This window comes from Pedobacter frigidisoli (assembly GCF_032678525.1).
Classification (GTDB): Bacteria; Bacteroidota; Bacteroidia; order Sphingobacteriales; family Sphingobacteriaceae; genus Pedobacter; species Pedobacter frigidisoli_A.
The window spans coordinates 157,060-178,409 of sequence record NZ_JAVTSE010000009.1 but is presented as its reverse complement, the minus strand read 5'-3'; the positions used below and the strand labels follow the sequence as shown (position 1 = coordinate 178,409).

The window sequence follows — 21,350 nt, the reverse complement described above, 5'->3', positions numbered from 1 at the left end:
TGTAAAATCAGACCATTTATATAAAATTAAATCATTTGTGACCTACTTCACCTTGAAGTTAAATACAACAACTCCGGTTTGATTATCCGTTCCGATATCTGATTTGCTGAGTGAAGAATTAAGCACGGCCTGAATACATTTATTAACCAGCTCCGTATCGGTAATCGTTGAACCTTTTAATTCCTGATTGGCACGTACAATATCGCCCGAACGATTGAAATAAATACGGATTGCAATCCTTCCTGTTTTTTGTCCATCATCTTTAGGAACTACCAGGTTAGAGAATCGTCTGAGTTCGATAGGTTTATTTCCAAAACCAGATCCACCTTCTCCATAATTATTTGCAAGAGGATCTCCGTTAACTGAACCCTGATTTCCAGCTGTGTTACCTGTACCGTCTCCGCCACCCTGACCTGTACTTTTTTTACCCTTGTACAGTGCATTCTGGTTAATAACCGGTTGGGAAGGCTTTTCTTCAGTCGCCGTAGTTGGTGTGGTGGTTTTAGTTTTAGTTGGTTTGGTATTTACGCTGATGGCCTCTTCGGTATTCTGCTTCTGGATTTCCTTGTCACCTGTTTCTACAGTGGTGTTTTCTGTTACCTTCTCCTGTGGCGTGACTTTATCCGGCGCTTTCTGATTTGCATTAGGATCGGCTGAAGGTTCTTCAATACTGGTATAATCATCACCCATACCTTCTGCGGCAGTACCGTAATTTACCACCATACCGCCCATGCCTAAATCTTCAGGCGGTTCAAAAGAATTTATCACAATTAAAAAGCTAATTGCAAGCAAAACTGCCATGATCCCTGAGGAGATGGCAATAGCTTTTGGATAGTTATTTTCTTCTGTAGTATTCATTATTTTTTCGGCTCTACAGCTAAAACGAGTTTTAATTTCAGTTTGTTTGCCACATCGTAAGCTACCATGATATTTTCTGCAGGTACATTTTTAGCGACATACAAAATGATGGTCATATCTGGTGCTACCTTCTGGTACGACTCAATTGCTGCCTGTAAGGCATCAACACTCACTGGTTTTTTATCAACGAAATAATTGAACTTTTCGTCTATACTTACGGTAACCGCTTTTTTAGCGGTAGATTGTTGTCCGCTGGAAGACTGAGGCAATAACAGTTTAACCACTTGTGGATTTACCACAGCAGAAGCCAATAAAAAGAACAGCATCAGGAAGAACATAATATCGTTCAGTGCTGATGTATGTACTTCTACGCCTCCTTTTGTTCTCTTGCGTAAATTCATTATTTGCCTGGTTCTTCTAATAAATCAATAAAATCAATTGCATCGGTTTCCATCTTAAGGATGATTTTTTCAACCATGATGTTCAGGATGTGGTACAATACATAAGCGATGATACCAATGATTAAACCTGTAGCCGAGGTGATCATTTTGGTATACAAACCACCTGAGATGGTGCCGATTTCAATAGCACCTTTAATGGATACCTGGTGGAAGATCGTGATTACCCCGACAATTGTTCCTACGAAACCGAGCATGGGCGCGATACCCGCTACAATGCCTAAGATACTGATATTTTTCTCCAGTTTAGAAACTTCGAGTTTACCAACGTTTTCAATAGCACCTTCAATATCTTTAATGGGGCGGCCAATACGCTTTAAACCTTTCTGCAGCATTCTGGAAAGTGGGGAGTTATTGTTTCTAAGCAATGACATGGCTCCATCCAGATTGCCGGAATGAATGTATGACCTGATCTGACCCATTAAATTTGATTCGTCTTTTGTGGCTTTTTTAATGGTTAAATAGCGTTCAACGAAAATGACCAAAGCCAGAAAAGCCAGAAAGGCAAGAGGGATCATTACCCATCCGCCTTTAAAAAGCAAGTCAATGAAATGAAGTTCTTCAGGAGCTGGTTGAGTTACTGCCTGATTAATTGCATTTGCGGTATCCTGTAATGCCTGTGTAGTGTCTTGAATTAATAAAGTTATCATTTTATGGTTGTGTGTTGATTTTTAATTGTTTAATGTAAAAGCCTTTCCCATTAAGTTTCTTTTGCAGAATGTCTTTCTGTTTTTCAGCTTCTTCTTTTGTACTAAAGTTAGCGATACTCACTTTTTTTCTGGTTCCTTCCATTTTTACAATCTCCGCATCCAGGCCAATTTTCTTCATCTTTGCAATGTATTCCAAGGCACGGGCTTCAGTTTTGTACGAAATGGCGATGACATAGAACCGTGAGGGTGAATGATCAGTGACTGGTTGCGTTGCCGCAACAGCCGTGCTTACAGATTTTGCTTTTTTAAAGGTATCTGTTTTTGCTACCACCTGACTGGCTTTCAAAATACTGTCCGTTTTCGCAATAGAATCCTGTTTAATTTTTACACTGTCAACGGTCACCTTAGCGGTGTCAATCGTTTTTACCGGTTCGTTGACTACTGGTTGCTGACGGTTAAACCATTCCGGTTTGGTATAATAAACAATGGCTCCAATGATTAACAGCAGGAAGATCGCTGTGAGAACTTTAGGCCAGATGGGTTTAGTGTCAGGGACTGATGCCTCTTCCGGAACAGGGTCGTGGCCAAAGCGGTTTGGGTGTTCGGCGTGTTGCGCTTTGATAAATTCAGGTGCTTCGATAACCGGTTCATCAACAATTGACTCCTCTCCAAGCTGGATATACTTTTTAGGTTGGTCAACTGCTTCTGCAGCAATCTCCTGATTAATTTTGTGTGCAAGCACCTCTGATTCGGGCGTGTGGCCAAAGCGATGGGGGTGTTCCTCATGCTGCTCTTTTATAAATTCCGGTGCTGGAGTTTTTTCATTTACATGCTCTTCAGATTCTGGTGTGTGACCAAAACGGTTAGGATGTTCCTGGTGCTGTTCTTTGATGAATTCAGGAGCGGGGATTACCTCTTCCTCCCTAGGTGTCACATTTTGCAAGGTCTTTCTTAAGTCGTCCTGTACTTCATCCAGTTCAATATTTTCAATAACGGGGTGTGTTATTTCCTTGTCTTCAGAAAGAACGGTTGTACCGGAAGCTTCATCAATTTCCTCGTAAATGTCTTCGTCCGGTTCTTCGACTGAAGCTTTTGGTTCTACATGTAAAGGTTTCGGTTCTTCAGATATGGTTTCAGAAACCTGTGGTAAACCATAAAATTCTGAGCCATAATTTACGTTGTTAACAGGTTCGAAACTTAACCCTGCATGTTCTGTAAAAAACAAGCGGCCTAAATTTTCAAGTTCAACTTCGTGCTCAGTTTCTAACTTCTGCTGTATATCTTCTACAAACCGGGCAATGTAATAGTGAGCACTATCAGTAGAAATATTTCTTTTACTGGCGATAAAATCTGCCAGCGCCTCATTCTCTTTTAACTCAGATGTAAAAACCAGGGCATAGCTTGGCGGTAGAAATGATTGTGTTTCTTTATCGTATCTTCCTGGTGATTTCTTTTTATAGAAAGTGCCGAGGTCAGTTACTCCAACATCCTTGCGTTGTTGTAAAAGTTCTAAAAGGTATGATAAGATGTCCATTCCGGTATTGTTAAGCATTAAATTTAAAAATTATATTCGACCTTCAAAGTGTAAGCAAATATCTTATTGTGCATTTTGCCTGAGAAGGGGGATAGGAATGATGACAATATTGATCGTTTTATCATGTAAAAGTGTACCGATTTAAAAGATTCGTATCTCTTTAACTTCTAAAGATAACGGTTACAAAGATAGAAATGGTATGTGAGTTACCAAATCACATAACCGATATAATCACTAATAACATTACAAATCTATTAAAATTGGTTTAATCAGAAATTTATTGAAACTGGGATGAAGTGTATGGTCTGTTCTATTTATTTAAATTAATTATAAATAACTCTTGATTGGCAACGGCGCGGATTTTATATTTGCAGGAAATCTGACCAAACGCTGGGTAGTCAGGTTAACCGATTCCGAACGAATTATGATAACAACTTCTTTCCTGCTCATGCTGTTAGCATTCGAAATATGCTATTTAACTTCAAAACAATATAAGCAGCCACATCCACCTTCTTATGTTGCCACAATGGTTAAGAAGAAAAAGCAATTTCGGGTATTTGCGTTGTTAATTTTTATTGCTTCTTCAATATTGCTGTTTTTAAAGCTGGGCTGGGGGAGCGGCGTAGCAGCTGTAATTTTCAGCTTAATGGCGGCAGGTAGCCTGGTTGTAACCATTCAGCCTTTTCGCTATTTCAAAGTGGGTGTAATCGCAGCGATTTATTTTTCAATTCTTATACTAGAAATTCTTATATAATTTATGCCTGCAAATAAAAAACACCTTACCAAGTCGCCATGGATCAGGTTTGCGAAAATTCTGATCGGAGTCATTGGCGGGTATCTGGTAATGTTCACCTTTCATTTATTACTCACCAGAATCTTTCCGTCACCCGAGGTCATCGCCACTTCATTTATTACAGGTTATTTGTTATGGGCCGTTTTGTTACTCCTGACATTTTTATCAAGGAGTGTATGGAAAGTTTTAGGGATTTATACTTTATTAATATTAGTGTTTTCGGGCGCTTGCTACATGATATAATTAGAAATGGATAACAGGAAATACAATATTTACTTTCATACGCATACCATAAGTGGTATTATCATTTGTGCAATTTTATATGTGATGTTTTTTGCAGGTTCGTTTTCTTTTTTTAAAGACGATATCAGCGCATGGCAAAAAAACAGTTCTTATGTTGAGGGGCGTAAAACCAGTACAAAAGATTATAATCATCTTCTGGACTCTTTGGGAGAAAAAACGAACTTAAAAGGGCGTGACTTTAGTTTTTTTATTCAGCGGAATGATGTTGGTGCTTATGTATCTGTAACAGGATCAAACGACAGCACACTGAAAAAGAAGATAACACCGAAACCAGCTGGGGAAGGCAAAAAGCGTAAGGGCCGTGGAAGAGGTGGAGACGATGATTCAATGTATTTTAATTACGATTTTGCAAATAAAAAATCGGGTGATTATACGGAATCATACGATATGGGTGAGTTTTTATATCGCCTGCATTTCCTCGCTCAACTGAATGCAGTTCCCATTCATTTAGGTGCCCCGTTCGGGTACCTGCTGGCTGGTGTTGTTTCATTTATTTTTGTTTTCGCTTTGATAACGGGGTTGATGTTGCACTGGGAGAAAATCTTTTCGAATTTCTTTACTTTCAGACCCTGGTCTAAATGGAAAACTTTGTGGACGGATTTGCATACGGCTATCGGGGTGATTGGCTTCCCTTTCCAACTGATATTTGCCATAACAGGAGTTGTGCTTATCGCCAATGTATTTCTGATTGGTCCTTACACCAAATTTGCCTATAAGGGGAACAGTGCTGCTTTATATCAGGATCTGGAATATAGCGATACCACACAATATGCTTATAGCTATCAGCCATTACAAACATCATTCAATATTAATGATTTGCTATCAAAAACCGAAAGTAAGTGGCAAAATAGCAGAATCACTGCTGTTCAGATTAAGAACTATGGAGATGCAAATATGCATGTGATATTGGAGGCTAAACCGGAGGCTAAGGAGAGCTTCTCTGGAACCGGACATCTTGTGTATAGAGTCAGAGATCAAAAGGTTTTAAATGAAGTATCACCTGTAAAACAATCGAGCTATGTTGATAAGGTAAAGAGTATGATTTATCACCTGCACTTCGGCGATTTCGGTGGAAGGCCTTTGAAGGTTATTTTCTTTGTACTTGGCGTAATGGGTTGCCTGGTCATTATTTCAGGGATCCTGATCTGGCTGGTAGCGAGGGATAAAAATAATGTTCCAAAAAAGAAACGTGTGTTTAATTTCTGGACGGCCAATATTTTTATGGCATCCTGTTTAAGCATGCTGCCGGTTACGGCATTTACGCTGATTAGTTTATTGTTTATCAGCAAACCAGGTCAGTCAGATATCTTCCATCTTTATTTCTATTCCTGGTTGTTGCTGTCTGCTTATTTTATTGTAAGACGAAACCTGGCGATTACTAATCATCAGAGCCTGACATTATCTGCTGTGCTATGCTTCCTTTTACCTTTAATGGATGGGATTAAACGTAACAACTGGTTGTGGATTACATTCGATCAGGGTAAATTTGACATTTTGTTCATTGATTTGCTGTTCCTGATCTTATCGGTTATTGCTGTTGTAGTGCTTGTTAAAATGAAGCAGCATGAAAAAGCAAAGAAGGTTGCCGCATAAATATCAAAAAATATTTACACAAAAAAACCACGGCTGTAAGCTGTGGTTTTTTTGTGTAAAGACGATTAAAGGCTAGAATGAGTAGCTTAATCCACCGAATATATTAAATCCATTTACCTGGTAATACAGGTATCTGCTGTAGTTTGTATTCAGCAGGTTGTTCGCTTTAGCAAAGACAGAGAATTTGTTATTGATTTTATAGTCAGCACCAATACCTAAATCTACATAGCCTTTCACAGTAACAATTTCTTCTATGCTGGTATTTGGAACCACATATTGTAACGGGTTAACTGGTGCGCTCAGGTATAGTTTTGCTTTCACATCATCCTGGATGACAACACCTGCATTAAAACTTAGTTTCTTGTTGAATGTATACACAAAGTTGGAACTTACTTTTAAACCTGGTTTAAACCAGCTGTAGGTTTCCTGGGCAGGTTTCCAATCATCGATGTTTAGTTTGCCTGTCCACTTTAATGCATCACTAACCTGAACGGATATCTCTCCTTCTAATCCGGTTAACTTGGTTTTACCGAAATCGTAAATCACATCAAATTTATTGAAATCAGCAAAATTGTTGACGAACAGAGGCATATCATCAAATTGCCTGATGTATAACTTAGCCTTGTAGCCGAAGCCCGGACCACCAGTGCCTTTAATACCTGCGCTAAAGCTCAGCTTCTCTACTGTGTTTTTAACCAGGATATTATTATTCAGCCATGGATTCTCGTCTGTAAAGCCTTTTAGCGAATTTCTGTTCACATCGCCTTTCACTTCACCAAAAACTTGTAGGTAATCGGGAATCAAAGTGAAATCAGCTGTTACCGCAGGGAATATCCTGGTGCTGCTGAAGGCTCCAAACTCCTGTACGAAGTTAATACCGGCTGTTACTTTAGCACCCTTAACCTGTAAACGAATGTAAGGGTTTAAGCGAAGTAAATTGTTACCCACACTCGTTAGTGCGTCTTTAGTATTGCCAAACTCTGTTGAGGCTGCTAAGCCCAGGTTAAATGAACTGATTCGTTTATTTACATATCCGTTCAGTGTGAAGTAGCTTTCTTTTGCATCGTATTTATCTCCCCACAGGTAACCGTTTGCTTTCAGTGCGTAGCTGAATGCATCCTGATCTTCGGTAAAGTTTTTAACCAGTTCACCTTCCAGTTCAACAAAAGTCAATGCCTGCTTCTGCGGGTCAGTATTGAATGTTGGGCGGGCATCGTCGATACCGTAAAAATAGGTTCCGTTGCGCTCAAAGTTAATCCGTCCGCTCACTGTATTTTCTTCGAGAATACTGCGACCGAACACACTCAACTGCTGACTGCTGCTGTTTTGTTTATTGAGCTTTCCTTCCTGACTGAAGTGTTTGAAATAACCACCAAGTTGTAAGCCCTCATCTTTGCCCGTATTAAAATAAGCTTCACCCAGTAATGTAGCCTGCGAGCCAAATGCTCCTTTAACATAATTATTAACGAGAACACTCGCCTTTTCATCGGCCAGGGCTTGTGCCTGGAGCTTTTGAATATCGCTGTTTAATTCGAGCTTCCGGTCGGTAATGCTGTAGTTGAACTTTGCCTTATAGGTTTTTACATCGTCCAGATTCGGACTTCTTCTCAGTTTTACCGCTTCAGCTAAAATTGGTTTATATGGGCGAACCACCTCGACCTCTTCAGTAACCACACCCTTCTCATCCTGTTTCTTTTCTTGTGCCTGCACCGTGACTATCCCGGCAGCTAATAAGAAAAGGGTACTGTATATATATTTAATTGACTTCATAATGCTACTTCTTCTGGTTTAGTTTTTCTAGTTTTTCTTTGGCTGTAGGGATGATATCATCCTTGCCTTCGTAATTATCAATGATACTGAGAAGAGTACTTTTCGCCTGTAAATTATCTTTCAGGGCTACATAATTATCAGATAGGAGAATAAATGCCTTCGCTACCCAGTAATCATAAGAAGCCATGTTATTGATCAGATCGAAGCATGTTTTTGATGATGTTTTAAAATCGCCTTTACTATATTCTAATAAAGCCAAGTTATATTTTGCCTCTGCTGCAGCAATGGTTTTGGTTTTTGCTACAACGTTTTTAAATTCCTTTACCGCTGTGGTGGTATCACCTTTTAACAAATAGGCTTTACCTGAGTACAATCCTGAGCTATTTTTTTCTTCCTCGGATGCTTTCTCGGAATCTTTGGTTAACTGCGCATATTTCAGCATATCATCAGGCATGTTAAGCGCGGTGTAAGCCTTTAACAGGTTATTGATGGCGAAACTATAGTGCGATTTGTAATCGGTGGTTGTTTCCAGCCTTTTCAGATATACAATAGCTTCATTGTACTTTTTCTGGTTGAGGAAAACCTGTGAAATGCTCACCAGTGAACGCTCTGTGTAATCGCTGGTCCAGTCGTTCAGTATGAATTCATAATCAGCAATTGCATCCTCCGGGCGACCTAATTTCACCAATGATTCGGCTCTGATAAATTTAGCCTCTTTCTCGTGGATGGCTTTAGGGAATTTATCAAAGTAGGCGTTTACCGATTGAAAGGCACCATTCGCATCGCCTTTAAGGTAAAGATTATTGGCTGCCGCAAATACAATGTTATCCTGATCGTTTGATGAATAGTTGCCAAGCGGCGTAGAGTTCGCATAGGTGATAAATCCGTTTGCATCCCCACGATCCACATAAATATTTTTCGTCGATTCCATGGCTTGCTTAGCTTCATCTGTAGTCGGATAGTCACGCACCACTTTTTTGAATGACTCCAGAGCGGCATCATCCTGATCCTGATTATACTGAACCAGACCAATGGTAACTAATGCCTTAGGCACGTAGCTACTGCGTGGATATTTAGCTACCAGGTCAACTAAATCTGATTTTGATTTATCGAAGTCGCCTTTTGTAAAATAAGTATAGGCCGTTTCAAATCCTGCATCATCAGCATAGTTGGAGTTTGGAAACTTTGATAATAGAGACTGCATGGTCCCTATCTTGGCATCATATTGATTTTCCAGGCCCTGGATCATTCCTTTCTGAAAAGTAGCGTAGTCTTCAGAAGAGGTATGTCTGGCAATGATTTTATTGTAATTAGACATGGCATCTCCATAGCTTTTATTTACAAAATATGAATCGGCCAGCCGGATAGTTGCATCGTCAATTGTTTTCTGGTCTTTATCACTACCCGCCAGGAATTTTTCGAAATAGCTGGCTGCCTTGCTATACTTTTCATCCTCAAAAGCAGCATATGCAAGTGCATAGTTGGCGAAGTTGTAAACACCTGTTTTATCAGCGTCGGGCATTTTTAGAAATTTTTCGAAGGTAGAAACTGCCTCGCCGAATTTGCGCAGTTCATACATTGATTCTGCTTTCCAGTAGGTGCTTAGTGCATAGATTTCGGCATCCTCTGTGTATTTTTCCGAACGTAAAAACATAGAGAGTGCATTTGGAAATGCCCTTTCATTGTAGAACTCAAGTCCGCGGAAGTAAGTAACCTTTTGATAGGCTTCTTTTGCTTCCAAGGTTTTATCCGGAATAGGCTCTAAAATATCAACAGCGGCCTGATAGTTTTTGGTTGTTAATAACACTTCCCCTAGCAGCGTTTTGGCCTCGTTTAGCTTTTTTGATTTCGGAAAGGCTTTCAGGAAGCCTTGCGTGGCTTCCAATGCCTGCTGATGGAAGTCGAGCTCATAACTCAGCTTAGCATAACTTAACCAGGCTTCTTCCTGTATGGTTTTGTCAAAATCCAGACGTGAGGCCCTGAAAAATGCACTTTGTGCTTTTTGCTTGTTGCCTAACTGAATAAATGCTTTACCCAGAGTGTGCATACCATTTTGCAGGTAAACATCATCATTGTTAAGTTTTTCTAATACGGCAACGGATTCCTTATATTTTTTATTCTGGAAAAGTGAGTATCCGTATTGGTAGATAAAGAGGTTGTTCTTCGTTTCGCTTTTATCCTTTGCATAGAACTCCGCAAAGTATTTCTCAGCGTTTTTAAATTCTGATTTCGCAAAGTAAGATGCCGCGACAAGGCTTAACATTTCCGGTTCGAATTGTTGCTTTGTTTTCTGAATTGAAGCCAGGGCATATTCGATCACATCATCATAGCGCTCATCAAGGTAATACATTGATGTGATGTAGTAAGGATAACTAGCCTCGTAGGTAGGAGAGCCCTTTAGCTTTTCGAAATTGGCAAGTGCCGTTTTATACTCTTTGTTTAAGTAATTAATGTAGGCAAAATAGTAAGTTGCGCTTTCCTGAAAATCACCTTTATCTTTTTTAACTAACTCAAATAAAGGTTCAGCTTTTTCGTAATCTTTAAGTTCGAAATAGCTGTAGCCTTGTTTAAACTGATACTCATTTCTTTGTTTTCCGGACAGGGTTGAAGGGTCGGTTTTTTCGAACCACTCCAATGCTTTGGTGTAATTTTTTTGCCCGAAATAGGTTTTACCTACGTAAAAATAAGCCAGTTTGGTATTTGGGTTTAGCGGATAGTCGCGGATAAATGACTGAAATAAACTTTCCGCATCACTGTTTGTTAATTCCAGCGCGCAAACTGCGGCATAAAATTTAGCGTTTTCTTTTAATGTAGACAGCTCGGCATTACTTTCGGTTTGTGTTGAAGGTTTAAAGCGCAATTGCTCTACCAGCTTAAACTGTTGCGCTGCCGCAGTGTATTTTTCTTTTTCTAATAATTCTAAGCCAGTCTGGTAGTTCTTATTGAGGTTTTGCACCGCGCTGACCTGCGCGTAGCTGGTAAAACTTCCTGCCAAGAATAGCGGAATTAATAAGTATTTTTTCTGCATCGGTTTCAAATATGGTTGGTACTAAATTATAAATAGTATCAGGGTTTATCAACAGAAGTAATTAACATCTGTTAACAACACACTTAAACGAAGGTATTGTGGAAATGGTATGGTAATGTTGAAATGTGGAAAATTAAGCTGGATATTCATCCAGCTACCAATAAAAAAAACAATAATTTTAGTTTATCCCTGGCTTGCCAGTAAATAAAGGACAGCCATCCGTACGGCCACTCCATTTTCTACCTGGTCAAGAATGATAGATTGTTTGCTGTCTGCAACATCACTGGTAATCTCTACGCCACGGTTTATTGGTCCGGGGTGCATGACAATGATTTCCTTATCAAGGCTATCCAGAATCTGTTTGTTAAGGCCATACATCATCGCATATTCCCTTAGGGTAGGGAAGTACTTAATATCCTGGCGCTCCAGTTGAATGCGCAGCATATTGGCCACATCACACCAGTTTAAGGCTTTAATCAGGTTATGTTCAACTTTTACGCCCAGTTGGTGGATATGTTTTGGAATCAGGGTGGTAGGGCCGCAAACCATTACCTCTGCACCTAAGCGCTGCAGACAAAGAATATTTGAAATGGCTACCCTCGAGTGTAAAATATCGCCAACGATAACTACTTTTTTACCCGCCACATCGCCAAGTTTCTCGCGGATGGAAAAGGCATCAAGTAGTGCTTGTGTTGGATGCTCATGGGCCCCGTCGCCGGCATTTACAATCTGGGCCTTAACATGTTTGCTCAAAAACTGGCCAGCGCCTGCGTAAGGATGTCGCATCACCACCATATCAACTTTCATTGACAAAATGTTGTTTACGGTATCAATCAGGGTTTCACCCTTGCTTACTGATGAAGAGGATGCTGCAAAATTTACCACATCTGCAGAAAGCCTTTTTTCTGCAAGCTCGAAGGAAAGTTTGGTGCGTGTAGAGTTTTCGAAAAAGATATTGGCAATAGTAATATCACGAAGTGAGGGGACCTTTTTGATTGGCCTGTTAATCACTTCCTTAAAATTATCTGCAGTTTCGAAAATTAATTCGATATCATTCCGGTTAATATCTTTAATGCCTAAAAGATGTCGGGTTGATAGTTTGTCTGCTGCCATTTCTTATTTATTGTTTTCCGATAATAATATAACTTTGTCTTCTGCTCCTTCACTTGCCCATGTAACTTTCACCTGTTGAGAGTTGAGGCTATCTACCGGATGACCGATATAATCGGGTTCAATTGGTAAATGTCTGCTATAGCGGCGATCGATAAGGACGAGCAATTCTACTTTTTCTGGTCTGCCATATGCGAGTAAAGCATCAAGTGCGGCCCTGATGGTTCTACCCGTCCAAAGCACGTCATCAATCAGCACAACTTTTTTTCCTTCAATGATGAAATCAATTGAGTTGCTGTTTGCGGTAACCAGTCCATCTTTTCTTCTAAAGTCATCTCTAAAGAAAGTAATATCAAGGTTGCCCTTTAAAATTTTCTTACTTTTTAATATGGATTGAAGTTCCTGATGAATGCGATCGGCCAGATAAATGCCACGTGGCTGAATACCAATGAGAACGGTATTTTTGAAATCGTCGTGGTTTTCAATTAACTGATGGCAAAGCCGCTTAATTGTAATCTGAATTTTTTGTCCGTCAAGAAGTGTTTTCTTTTGCATGGAAGAAGGATTGGGCAAATATATAAAAATGTTCGAAGCTTGGAAAGTTGAATTTCAAATAAGCCTTCCTGTTAATTAAAAAATGATCCTGATTTATTTAATCATCTTTTCTTCTTGGCGACCATAACCAGAACGATAATACGATCAGAGGAATAAGAATGCTTAGATAAATAACAATAAATATTGGCCTTTGCTTCACAATGTCGGGCTCTAAAGATGTGAAAATAACATAGGTTTCTTTTAGTATATAGAGGGTAATAAGCGTGGATAATATGGCAAAAACTTTTTTCATGATCATTATTTCAACAAAGATTGCATTTATTTTTTAAACGCATCAGGTATAAACCAAAAAAGCCAGCAGGATAGCTCCATGCTGACTTTATCTAATCAAATATAAAATTAATCTGCGGTTTTAACGGGTACCAGGTTTTCCAGTTCTTCGCTGCTGAACAGACGGTAATGCACTTTAAATGTTTTTTGTAAAGGGGTTTCAAGAGAGAAGCCCCCAACACCAAAACCATCTAACACATCGAGGGTAAAATGCGAGTATTTCCAGTATTCAAAAAGGTCTCTGTCAACCCAAAATTCGCATCCTTCAATCTCCCCCAGGCACACATCGTTCATGCGTAAGTAGTAGCCGCCTTTTTCAAAGCATTGTGGTTGCGTACCTTCGCAACAGCCCCCAGCCTGATAGAACATTAATTCTCCATGTTTGTCCTTCAAAACGGCAATCAGTTCTTTCGCTTTGTCTGTACTGTCTATTCTGCATACCATGGTTTACAAATTGTTTATTGATCAATATTGAAATGAATCTGGCAGGGTAGGTGCCTTTCGTGCATACTATAGCAAACGTCTTAATATTTATTTAGTTATAATTAAGTTTAAAAGAATCCCAGTTTGTTTTTATCATATGAGATGAGCATGTTTTTTGTCTGGCGATAATGCCCCAACATCATTTTATGATTCTCTCTACCCACTCCGGATTGCTTATACCCTCCAAATGGGGCTCCTGCCGGGTAAGCATGGTATTGATTTACCCATACGCGTCCTGCCTGAATTGCTCTGGGCACCTGATAAAGCTCGTGGGCATCGCGTGTCCAAACGCCTGCACCCAAACCGTACAAGGTATCATTTGCAATTTCAATCGCTTCCTCAACCGTTTTAAAGGTAGTAACTGCCAGCACCGGACCAAAAATCTCTTCCTGAAAAATCCTCATTTTATTGTGGCCTTTGAAAATGGTTGGCTTAATGTAGTAGCCTCCGCCTAGTTCGCCTGGTAGTTCGTTTACCTGGCCACCCGTTAATACTTCGGCACCTTCTTCCTTACCCAATTTAATATATTGGGCAATTTTCTCATATTGTATTTTTGACGCCTGTGCACCCATCATTACTGTCCTGTCTAACGGGCTACCGATTTTAATTGCCTCAGTTCTTTCAATTACCCTGGCAATAAACCTTTCATAAATGTCTTCCTGGATTAATAGTCTGGATGGACAGGTGCAAATCTCTCCCTGGTTTAAAGCAAACATCACCGCACCCTCAACCGCTTTATCTAAAAAGGCATCATCTTCATCCATTACCGAGCTGAAGAAAACGTTGGGTGATTTGCCCCCTAGTTCTAAAGTAACGGGTATGATATTTTCTGTTGCATATTGCATCACCAATCTGCCTGTAGGGGTAGATCCGGTAAATGCGGCTTTCGAAACTTTTGGATTAGTAACCAGTGCACGACCGAGTTCTGAGCCGAAGCCGTTGACCACATTTACCACACCCGGAGGCAGCAAATCACCAATCAGTTCCATAAGTACCATGATCGAAACCGGCGTGCTTTCAGCTGGTTTCAGTACCACGCAGTTGCCGGCTGCAAGGGCCGGAGCCAGCTTCCAGATGCCCATTAGCAAAGGAAAATTCCAGGGGATAATCTGGGCGACAACCCCGATAGGCTCATGAACAATCAACGAAACGGTGTTGGCATCCAGTTCTGAAAGTGAACCTTCTTCGGCACGGATGACGCCGGCAAAGTACCGGAAATGGTCAACGCCCAAAGGTAAGTCGGCCGCCAGGGTTTCTCTAACAGCCTTACCGTTATCAATGGTTTCAACAGTGGCCAGGTACTCGAGATTGTCTTCCATCCTTTGTGCAATTTTGTTCAGGATGATGCTTCTTTCTGTTGATGAAGTTTTGCTCCAGGTTTTGAAGGCCTCATGTGCAGCGTTCACTGCCAATTCTAAATCTTCTTTAGTAGAGTGTGCCGCTTTTGTAAACACTTTACCATCTATTGGAGAGATATTGTCAAAGTAATTTCCTTTAACAGGTGGTACAAACGTTCCTCCGATATAATTATCATACTGGGGTTTAAATGATGGTTTTTCAATTAAATTTTCCATAATTATTAATGTTTTAAGTTTTGAAAAACACCATAAGCTTTTGTACGTAATTCAATTTGGTCAATATTGCTCATAATATTTTTCGGGAATTAAGATTTGGTTATTACAAACCTAATGGCAAAGTACTGTGGGCAGATAGTATAATTACATCAATCGGTAGCATTATTGTTTCAGGCTATTGAACGTTGTCGAAATACTTATATATTTGATTAGTCAGTAATTCTCTCTAACCAAAATCTTCATTGCTATGCCACATACACTAGATCAGGTCAGTTTAAGCAAAACTGAAAATTTACAGACCTTGGTTGAAAACAGGACTTCCTACACGCTTGAACGTTGTGAACTGAATGTTTATGAAACCTATACTCAATCCTATAAAGTTCCGCTTACATTCAATGATTTTGTAATTACCAGTATGTTACGTGGTAAAAAGGTGATGCATCTTTTAGATCGGAAAGAATTTGACTATTATCCTGGCCAAACGGTTATTGTACCTCCTGATGTAACGATGAAGATAGATTTTCCTGAAGCTACTAACCTAAACCCGACACAATGCATTGCTTTAGCTATAGATCAGGAGCAAATTAGAAAAACAATTGCCTATTTAAATGAATTTTTTCCGAAAGAGGGAAGTAATGAGAAATGGCTTTTGAATTACGATGAATATCACTTTTACAACAATGAAGAGATTGCTTATTTAATTAACAAAGTAATCAGGATTTGTGCTGAACGATCTAAAGAAAAAGATGTGCTTGCCGACTTGACTCTGAAGGAGCTTCTGGTAAGAATTATGCAAACCCAAAACCTGAAGACGATCACTGACGATTCCTACAATTTAAATCAGAATCCATTGGCCTTCGTATTAAACTATATTAAATCGAACCTGAATGAGAAGATTAGCATCAATAACTTAAGCGATAAGGCCTGCATGAGCAAAGCTACATTTTACCGCTTATTTAAAAGGGAGCTGGGCATCAGTCCGAACGATTTTATTCTCGCTGAGAAGATCAACAAAGCTAAAATGTTATTGGCTCAACCTGGGTCGAAGGTTGCTTCGATTAGCTTCGAGCTGGGCTTCAATGATGCCAACTATTTTATCAGAACCTTTAAAAAGTTGGTTGGGATAACTCCGGGTGCCTATCAAATGCAGGTGGCAAAACAATTAATCCACTAATCTTCAAGATATCTTTTTGAATAGGTAATGCCCATCAAATCATAGCGTTTGAGTTGTGTTTTCAATCGCTTTTTAAAATCAGGATAGTTACGCTTTTCTTTTGGTGTCCACAATATTTCGCTTAGGGCGTCTAACCGTGGGAAAAGCTGATATTGTACTTTTGCGGGATTGGTGATGTACTCTGTCCATAAGCAAGCCTGTCCACCCCAGATGTATTTTGCTTGTTCTGTATTTAACGCTGCCGGAACGGGTTCATAGTTATAAACATCGGCAAGGAAGGAGGGGGTGCTTGCCGTTAAACTGTCTTCTTTCAAGAACTGACCATGGTTGAAGTACATTCTGTTTTCAGGAGTCATAATGGCTTTATGGCTTTGTTTTGCCGCCTCAATTCCTCCTTTTTCACCCTGCCAGCTCATCACAATGGCATTTGGTGCCAGGCCGCCCTGCAATATTTCATTCCATCCGATAATCGTTTTGCCCTTGCTATTTACAAATTTCTCCACTCTGCGGATAAAATAACTCTGAAGTTCACTTTCATTTTTCAATCCTTTAATTTTCATAAACTGTTGCGAAACGGAAGATTGTTTCCACCAGATTTTTGATGCTTCATCGCCTCCGATGTGGATATATGGAGATGGAAATAACTCCATCACCTCTGTTAAAACATTTTCCAGGAATTTGAAAGTGGTATCAGTCGCCTGCAAAACATTATTGTATTTATTCATCATTCCCCAGGTTTGTGCCACTTCATATTTTTTGTCGGGCTCAGTACCCAGTTCAGGGTATGCGGTTAATAGCGCCATGCTGTGGGCTGGCATTTCAATTTCAGGGATGATGGTAATGTATCGTTTAGCCGCATACTCAATTACATCTTTGATCTGTTCCTGCGTATAATAACCACCATGCTTAATCCCATCTGTTTTAATCACGGCATCCTTTGGCGTAATTTTAACTTCATTGGGCAAAACCTGATATTTAATGTTTTCATTTCCTTTACCAGGCCATAAGCCCACGATACTTCCTTTGCGCCAGGCGCCAATTTCGGTAAGTTTTGGGTATCGTTTAATCTCGATTCTCCAGCCATGATCATCGGTTAAGTGCCAGTGGAAGTAATTCATTTTATGTAACGCCAGATAATCGATGTATTGTTTTATAAAAGCTACATCGAAAAAATGACGGCTTACATCGAGGTGCATTCCGCGGTAACCGAAGCGAGGGTAATCGGTAATATTTAAATTTGGAATATTTAGGATTTCTGTGTCGTTTACAGGAAATGATTGAATGAGTGATTGTACGCCATAAAAAACTCCTGGCTTAGAAGTTCCTGCAATTGAAATTGCTTTATCTGAGCTGTTGATTACGTAGGCGTCATCAAATTCGCTAATTCTGGTATTTAGAACCAAAGTAATAAAGTTTTTATTGGGCGTTACGTTCGTTACATTTAGCTTGATCTGATAATATTTTTGTAAGTAATCACAGAGAAATTTAGCCGAGTTAATTAAAGAGGTATCAACAACTACAATCTGTGTTTTTGAATCTATTACAAAATCTTTTTGATCTTTTTTAATTTCGAGGTACACAGGCTGTGGGATAATACTGATTTCCTGAGCAGAGATTTTGAACGAAATAATGGTCAGAAACAAAAAGATGATTTTTCTCATAATGAATAGAGTGGGTTACGTTTTTCAAAAATACTGATTCCAGATAGATAACAAAAGATTGCTTCGTTAGCTGAAGAAGCTTTTCCGCAATGACGATGAATCAAGAATTCCATATGTTCTTTGTTTCCATTGACAAAAAAAAATCCCGATAACTTTCGCTATCGGGATTAATATATTTAGTTAAAAAGAACTAGCCTTTTTTAGCTTTGCTTTCTTCGCCTTCTAATTGCGATTTCAATTGAGCCAATACGTCTAAGTCTCCTAAAGTAGATTTCTCTACTGAATCTTTAACTTTTTTAACCGCAGTTACAGCAGCTTTAGCTTCTTTTTTCTTAGCATTTCTTTCTTCTGCTACAGCCTCAGCTTTAACTTCTTCCCAGATACGTGCGTGTGAAACAACGATGCGTTTAGCTTCTTTGTTAAACTCGATGATTTTGAAGTCGTTAGTTTCTTCAGCTTTAACTGAAGTACCATCTTCTTTAACCATGTGTTTAGTTGGTACGAAACCTTCTACACCGTATGGTAAAGCAATAACAGCACCTTTATCAGTTACTTTAACAACTGTACCCTGGTGAACTGAATCTAAAGTGAAGATAGTTTCAAAAGTATCCCAAGGGTTTTCTTCTAATTGTTTGTGACCTAAGCTTAATTTACGGTTATCAACATCTAATTCTAAAACAACTACGTCTAATACATCACCAACTTTAGTGAATTCATTAGGGTGGTTTACTTTTTTAGACCATGATAAGTCAGAAATGTGGATTAAACCATCGATACCTTCTTCGATTTCAACGAAAACGCCGAAGTTAGTCATGTTTTTAACAGTTGCCTGGTGCTTGCTTCCAACTGGGAATTTAGCAGCAACTTCTTGCCATGGATCGTTAGATAGTTGTTTAATACCTAAGCTCATTTTGCGTTCGTCTCTGTCTAAAGTTAAAACTTCAGCCTCGATCTCATCACCAACTTTTAAGAATTCCTGTGGATTTCTCAAGTTTTGTGACCAGCTCATTTCAGAAACGTGGATTAAGCCTTCAACACCTGGGATGATTTCTAAGAAAGCACCGTAATCTGCAACAGTTACGATTTTTCCTTTTACTTTAGAACCAACCTGAATGTCAGTACTTAGGTTTTCCCAAGGGTGTGGAGTTAATTGTTTTAAGCCTAAAGCGATACGTTTTTTCTCATCATCGAAATCTAAAACAACAACGTTGATTTTTTCATCTAATGATAATACTTCTTTTGGATGCTCTATGCGGCCCCAAGAAATATCAGTGATGTGAAGTAAACCGTCAACACCTCCTAAATCGATGAATACACCGAAATCTGTAATGTTTTTAACCGTACCTTCAAGTACCTGACCTTTTTCTAATTTAGAAACGATTTCTACTTTTTGTGACTCTAAATCGTCTTCGATTAACACTTTATGAGAAACTACAACGTTTTTAAACTCATGGTTAATTTTAACAACTTTGAATTCCATTGTTTTACCCACGTATACATCGTAATCGCGGATAGGTTTAATATCAATCTGAGATCCTGGTAAGAAAGCTTCAACGCCCATGATATCAACGATTAAACCACCTTTAGTACGGCTCTTAACAAAACCATTGATGATTCTATCATTTTCAAGAGCCTCGTTAATTGCTTCCCATGATCTTTGGGTTTTAGCTCTTTTGCGAGATAGGATCAATTGACCGTTAGCATCTTCTGGTGCTTCAACGAAAACGTCAACTGAATCGCCGATTTTTAGATCTGGTGTATCACGGAACTCTGAAGTCGAAACTAAACCGTCAGATTTAAAACCTACGTTTAATACTACATCTTTGCTGTTGATTGAAACAACGATACCGCTGATGATTTCACCTTTAGTGATCTGGTTAAATGTTCCGGCATACATATCTTCAAACTTTTTACGGTCTGCGTCATTGTAATTACCGAAAACTTTTTCATCTGCATCCCAATCGAAATCTTCCGTTGGTGTTGCTAATGATGATTTGATCGATTCGATCGAAACTGAATCAGCTTCTGACTCAATAGTTTCTTTTTCAGTCAGGCGTCCGCCTTCTCCCTGAAGCTCAGCTGTTTTAGCTGCTAATTCTTTTTCTGCTACTTGTTTTTTAGCCATTAATTAATTATCTCCTTTTTTCCCTATTTAGGGACTGCAAAGGTAAAAATATTTTAATTAATAGAAAAGATTTTTTTAATAAATGTTGCTGATTTTTAATGGATTATAATAAAGCGCATTATCCGTTTAATGGGGATTACCGGGATTTCCAGATGAAATAGCAGTAATGTGGCGAGCAGCAACACTTAAAATAATTAGCAGTAAGTATTAAACGTATAAGTCGTGATGAGAATCCTGCCATTATCAGCGTCAGCACTAATGGTAGAACAATATAGCCTGTTATCCGTTATTTCTTTGCAAACGTTCCCCTGGTGAAACCTTCTCCAATCAGTGTTTTTTCATCTCTGATCAGCAGCATAATGGTATTTTGCTGATCGTACAACTTGATCATATCGCCGTCGATTACGTATTTGGAGGTAAATGTCGAGTCATTATAAGCATCGGAAACGGTAACAGAATCTTTAGATTTAAAATCGAAGGTTTTGTACTGCACATCCTCACTACTGGCGAAACTTCCGGTTACCACTTTTTGCTGTACAAAAGTGATATAGCATAAGTAGCCTACCACCAGAATTACAACTACCGAAAAGCCAATAATAAATTTATTACTGCTGGCATATTTCAGCGAAAAATAAAGGATGGTAAAAAGGATGAGCGCAACAACAACAATAAAAATTATTGCTGTGTAATCAGTTTTGGTTTGAGGAACGGAAGCCTCAACAGTTGTTTTTTCTGGGGCTGTTTTTACCGGAGAAATTCTAACCAGAAATTCTTTGCTTACCCAGCCTTCACCATTGGTCACTTTGATTTTGAAGAAGCTTGCACTGGAAGAGTCGATAACTGCTACATTTTCGTCTTTAGGCAGGTATCCGACAATTTTACTTTTTGGGTCTGCTTTCTCCCTAACCCGTAAATCATCTGCAGTAACGCGATAAAGATCAGCATTTGCTGACGTTGCTTGTGCGGTATTTGTTGCTGCTGCGGGCGTGTTAGTTTGGTTTGGGGCGGGGCTGGCAGGTGCAGCGGGAGCAACCTTTTCCAGAAAGTCTTTACTTACCCAACCTTCGCCATTTTTCAATTTTACTTTATAAAACTTAGCATTGCTGGCATCCAAGACCATGATTTTTTCGTTTTGGGAAAGCGTGGTTATCACCTTGCTTTTCTGGTCGCTCGTTGCCCTAACCCTTAGCTTATCAGCAGTAACCCGGTAGTTATCCTGAGCATTTATACGGTTTGAGAATATAAAAAAGACAAGTAATAAGAGAAAAAATCTGATCATAGTTATAGGATTTCTGCAGGCAGTTATAATAAAATTGCAACGACATTAAGAGCAAACATCGTGCTACTGTGC

General features: G+C 39.3%; 18 protein-coding genes. 4 read left to right on the top strand and 14 right to left on the bottom strand.

What is annotated here, in order from left to right:
- Positions 1-42: 42 nt before the first annotated feature.
- Genes R2Q80_RS20370 through R2Q80_RS20355 form a run of 4 tightly spaced genes read right to left on the bottom strand, consistent with a single transcriptional unit; the run spans position 43 to position 3,500 of the window.
- Complete coding sequence (locus R2Q80_RS20370; RefSeq protein WP_316801373.1) at positions 43-858, bottom strand: energy transducer TonB; 816 nt, start codon at positions 856-858, stop codon at positions 43-45.
- Positions 858-1,259 carry an ExbD/TolR family protein gene (locus tag R2Q80_RS20365; protein ID WP_047799530.1) on the bottom strand — a complete coding sequence of 134 codons (402 nt, stop codon included), beginning with the start codon at positions 1,257-1,259 and terminating at the stop codon, positions 858-860. The genes R2Q80_RS20370 and R2Q80_RS20365 overlap by 1 nt, the downstream gene beginning before the upstream one ends.
- Complete coding sequence (locus R2Q80_RS20360; protein WP_047799529.1) at positions 1,259-1,966, bottom strand: MotA/TolQ/ExbB proton channel family protein; 708 nt, start codon at positions 1,964-1,966, stop codon at positions 1,259-1,261. Before R2Q80_RS20360 ends, R2Q80_RS20365 begins: the two co-directional genes overlap by 1 nt.
- Position 1,967: 1 nt before the next feature.
- Positions 1,968-3,500, bottom strand: coding sequence for an SPOR domain-containing protein (locus tag R2Q80_RS20355; RefSeq protein WP_316801372.1), 1,533 nt, complete (start codon positions 3,498-3,500; stop codon positions 1,968-1,970).
- A gap of 340 nt (positions 3,501-3,840) precedes the next feature.
- Here R2Q80_RS20355 and R2Q80_RS20350 point away from each other — a divergent pair, with 340 nt between their 5' ends.
- The 3 genes from R2Q80_RS20350 to R2Q80_RS20340 are packed head-to-tail and all read left to right on the top strand — an operon-like array spanning position 3,841 to position 6,189.
- Complete coding sequence (locus R2Q80_RS20350) at positions 3,841-4,254, top strand: hypothetical protein (RefSeq protein ID WP_316801371.1); 414 nt, start codon at positions 3,841-3,843, stop codon at positions 4,252-4,254.
- 3 nt (positions 4,255-4,257) lie between these two features.
- Positions 4,258-4,536: a hypothetical protein gene (locus R2Q80_RS20345; protein ID WP_316801370.1), complete on the top strand. Its 279-nt coding sequence runs from the start codon at positions 4,258-4,260 to the stop codon at positions 4,534-4,536.
- A gap of 6 nt (positions 4,537-4,542) precedes the next feature.
- Complete coding sequence (locus tag R2Q80_RS20340) at positions 4,543-6,189, top strand: PepSY-associated TM helix domain-containing protein (RefSeq protein WP_316801369.1); 1,647 nt, start codon at positions 4,543-4,545, stop codon at positions 6,187-6,189.
- A gap of 72 nt (positions 6,190-6,261) precedes the next feature.
- Here the strand turns inward: R2Q80_RS20340 and R2Q80_RS20335 are convergent, their stop codons facing one another.
- The 7 genes from R2Q80_RS20335 to R2Q80_RS20305 form a co-directional block, all read right to left on the bottom strand.
- Positions 6,262-7,959 (bottom strand): hypothetical protein, encoded by a 1,698-nt coding sequence (locus tag R2Q80_RS20335; protein ID WP_316801368.1) that lies wholly within the window; start codon positions 7,957-7,959, stop codon positions 6,262-6,264.
- 4 nt (positions 7,960-7,963) lie between these two features.
- Complete coding sequence (locus R2Q80_RS20330; protein ID WP_316801367.1) at positions 7,964-10,987, bottom strand: tetratricopeptide repeat protein; 3,024 nt, start codon at positions 10,985-10,987, stop codon at positions 7,964-7,966.
- Between the two features lie 183 nt (positions 10,988-11,170).
- The gene (locus tag R2Q80_RS20325) at positions 11,171-12,100 is read right to left on the bottom strand and encodes an aspartate carbamoyltransferase catalytic subunit (RefSeq protein ID WP_316801366.1); all 930 of its coding nucleotides are present in this window, start codon (positions 12,098-12,100) and stop codon (positions 11,171-11,173) included.
- A 3-nt stretch (positions 12,101-12,103) separates the two neighbouring features.
- A complete protein-coding gene (pyrR, locus tag R2Q80_RS20320; RefSeq protein ID WP_316801365.1) occupies positions 12,104-12,652 on the bottom strand; it encodes a bifunctional pyr operon transcriptional regulator/uracil phosphoribosyltransferase PyrR in 549 nt (182 codons plus the stop codon).
- Between the two features lie 97 nt (positions 12,653-12,749).
- Positions 12,750-12,944, bottom strand: a complete 195-nt coding sequence (locus R2Q80_RS20315; RefSeq protein WP_316801364.1) for a hypothetical protein — start codon at positions 12,942-12,944, stop codon at positions 12,750-12,752.
- Positions 12,945-13,051: 107 nt separating this feature from the next.
- The gene (locus R2Q80_RS20310; RefSeq protein WP_316801363.1) at positions 13,052-13,426 is read right to left on the bottom strand and encodes a DUF779 domain-containing protein; all 375 of its coding nucleotides are present in this window, start codon (positions 13,424-13,426) and stop codon (positions 13,052-13,054) included.
- Positions 13,427-13,533: 107 nt separating this feature from the next.
- Positions 13,534-15,039: an aldehyde dehydrogenase family protein gene (locus tag R2Q80_RS20305; protein ID WP_316801362.1), complete on the bottom strand. Its 1,506-nt coding sequence runs from the start codon at positions 15,037-15,039 to the stop codon at positions 13,534-13,536.
- Between the two features lie 247 nt (positions 15,040-15,286).
- Between R2Q80_RS20305 and R2Q80_RS20300 the strand changes: the two genes are divergently transcribed.
- Complete coding sequence (locus tag R2Q80_RS20300; RefSeq protein ID WP_316801361.1) at positions 15,287-16,213, top strand: AraC family transcriptional regulator; 927 nt, start codon at positions 15,287-15,289, stop codon at positions 16,211-16,213.
- On the opposite strand, the gene R2Q80_RS20295 is transcribed toward R2Q80_RS20300, so the two are convergent.
- The 3 genes from R2Q80_RS20295 to R2Q80_RS20285 all read right to left on the bottom strand — a co-directional run bounded on the left by R2Q80_RS20295 (position 16,210) and on the right by R2Q80_RS20285 (position 21,278).
- Positions 16,210-17,874 carry a beta-N-acetylhexosaminidase gene (locus R2Q80_RS20295; protein ID WP_316801360.1) on the bottom strand — a complete coding sequence of 555 codons (1,665 nt, stop codon included), beginning with the start codon at positions 17,872-17,874 and terminating at the stop codon, positions 16,210-16,212. The two genes, R2Q80_RS20300 and R2Q80_RS20295, sit on opposite strands and share 4 nt — an antisense overlap.
- A gap of 190 nt (positions 17,875-18,064) precedes the next feature.
- Entirely contained in the window at positions 18,065-19,999 is a 1,935-nt protein-coding gene (gene rpsA, locus R2Q80_RS20290; protein WP_316801359.1) for a 30S ribosomal protein S1, read from the bottom strand.
- A gap of 286 nt (positions 20,000-20,285) precedes the next feature.
- Positions 20,286-21,278, bottom strand: a complete 993-nt coding sequence (locus R2Q80_RS20285; RefSeq protein WP_316801358.1) for an SH3 domain-containing protein — start codon at positions 21,276-21,278, stop codon at positions 20,286-20,288.
- Between the last annotated feature and the right edge of the window lie 72 nt (positions 21,279-21,350).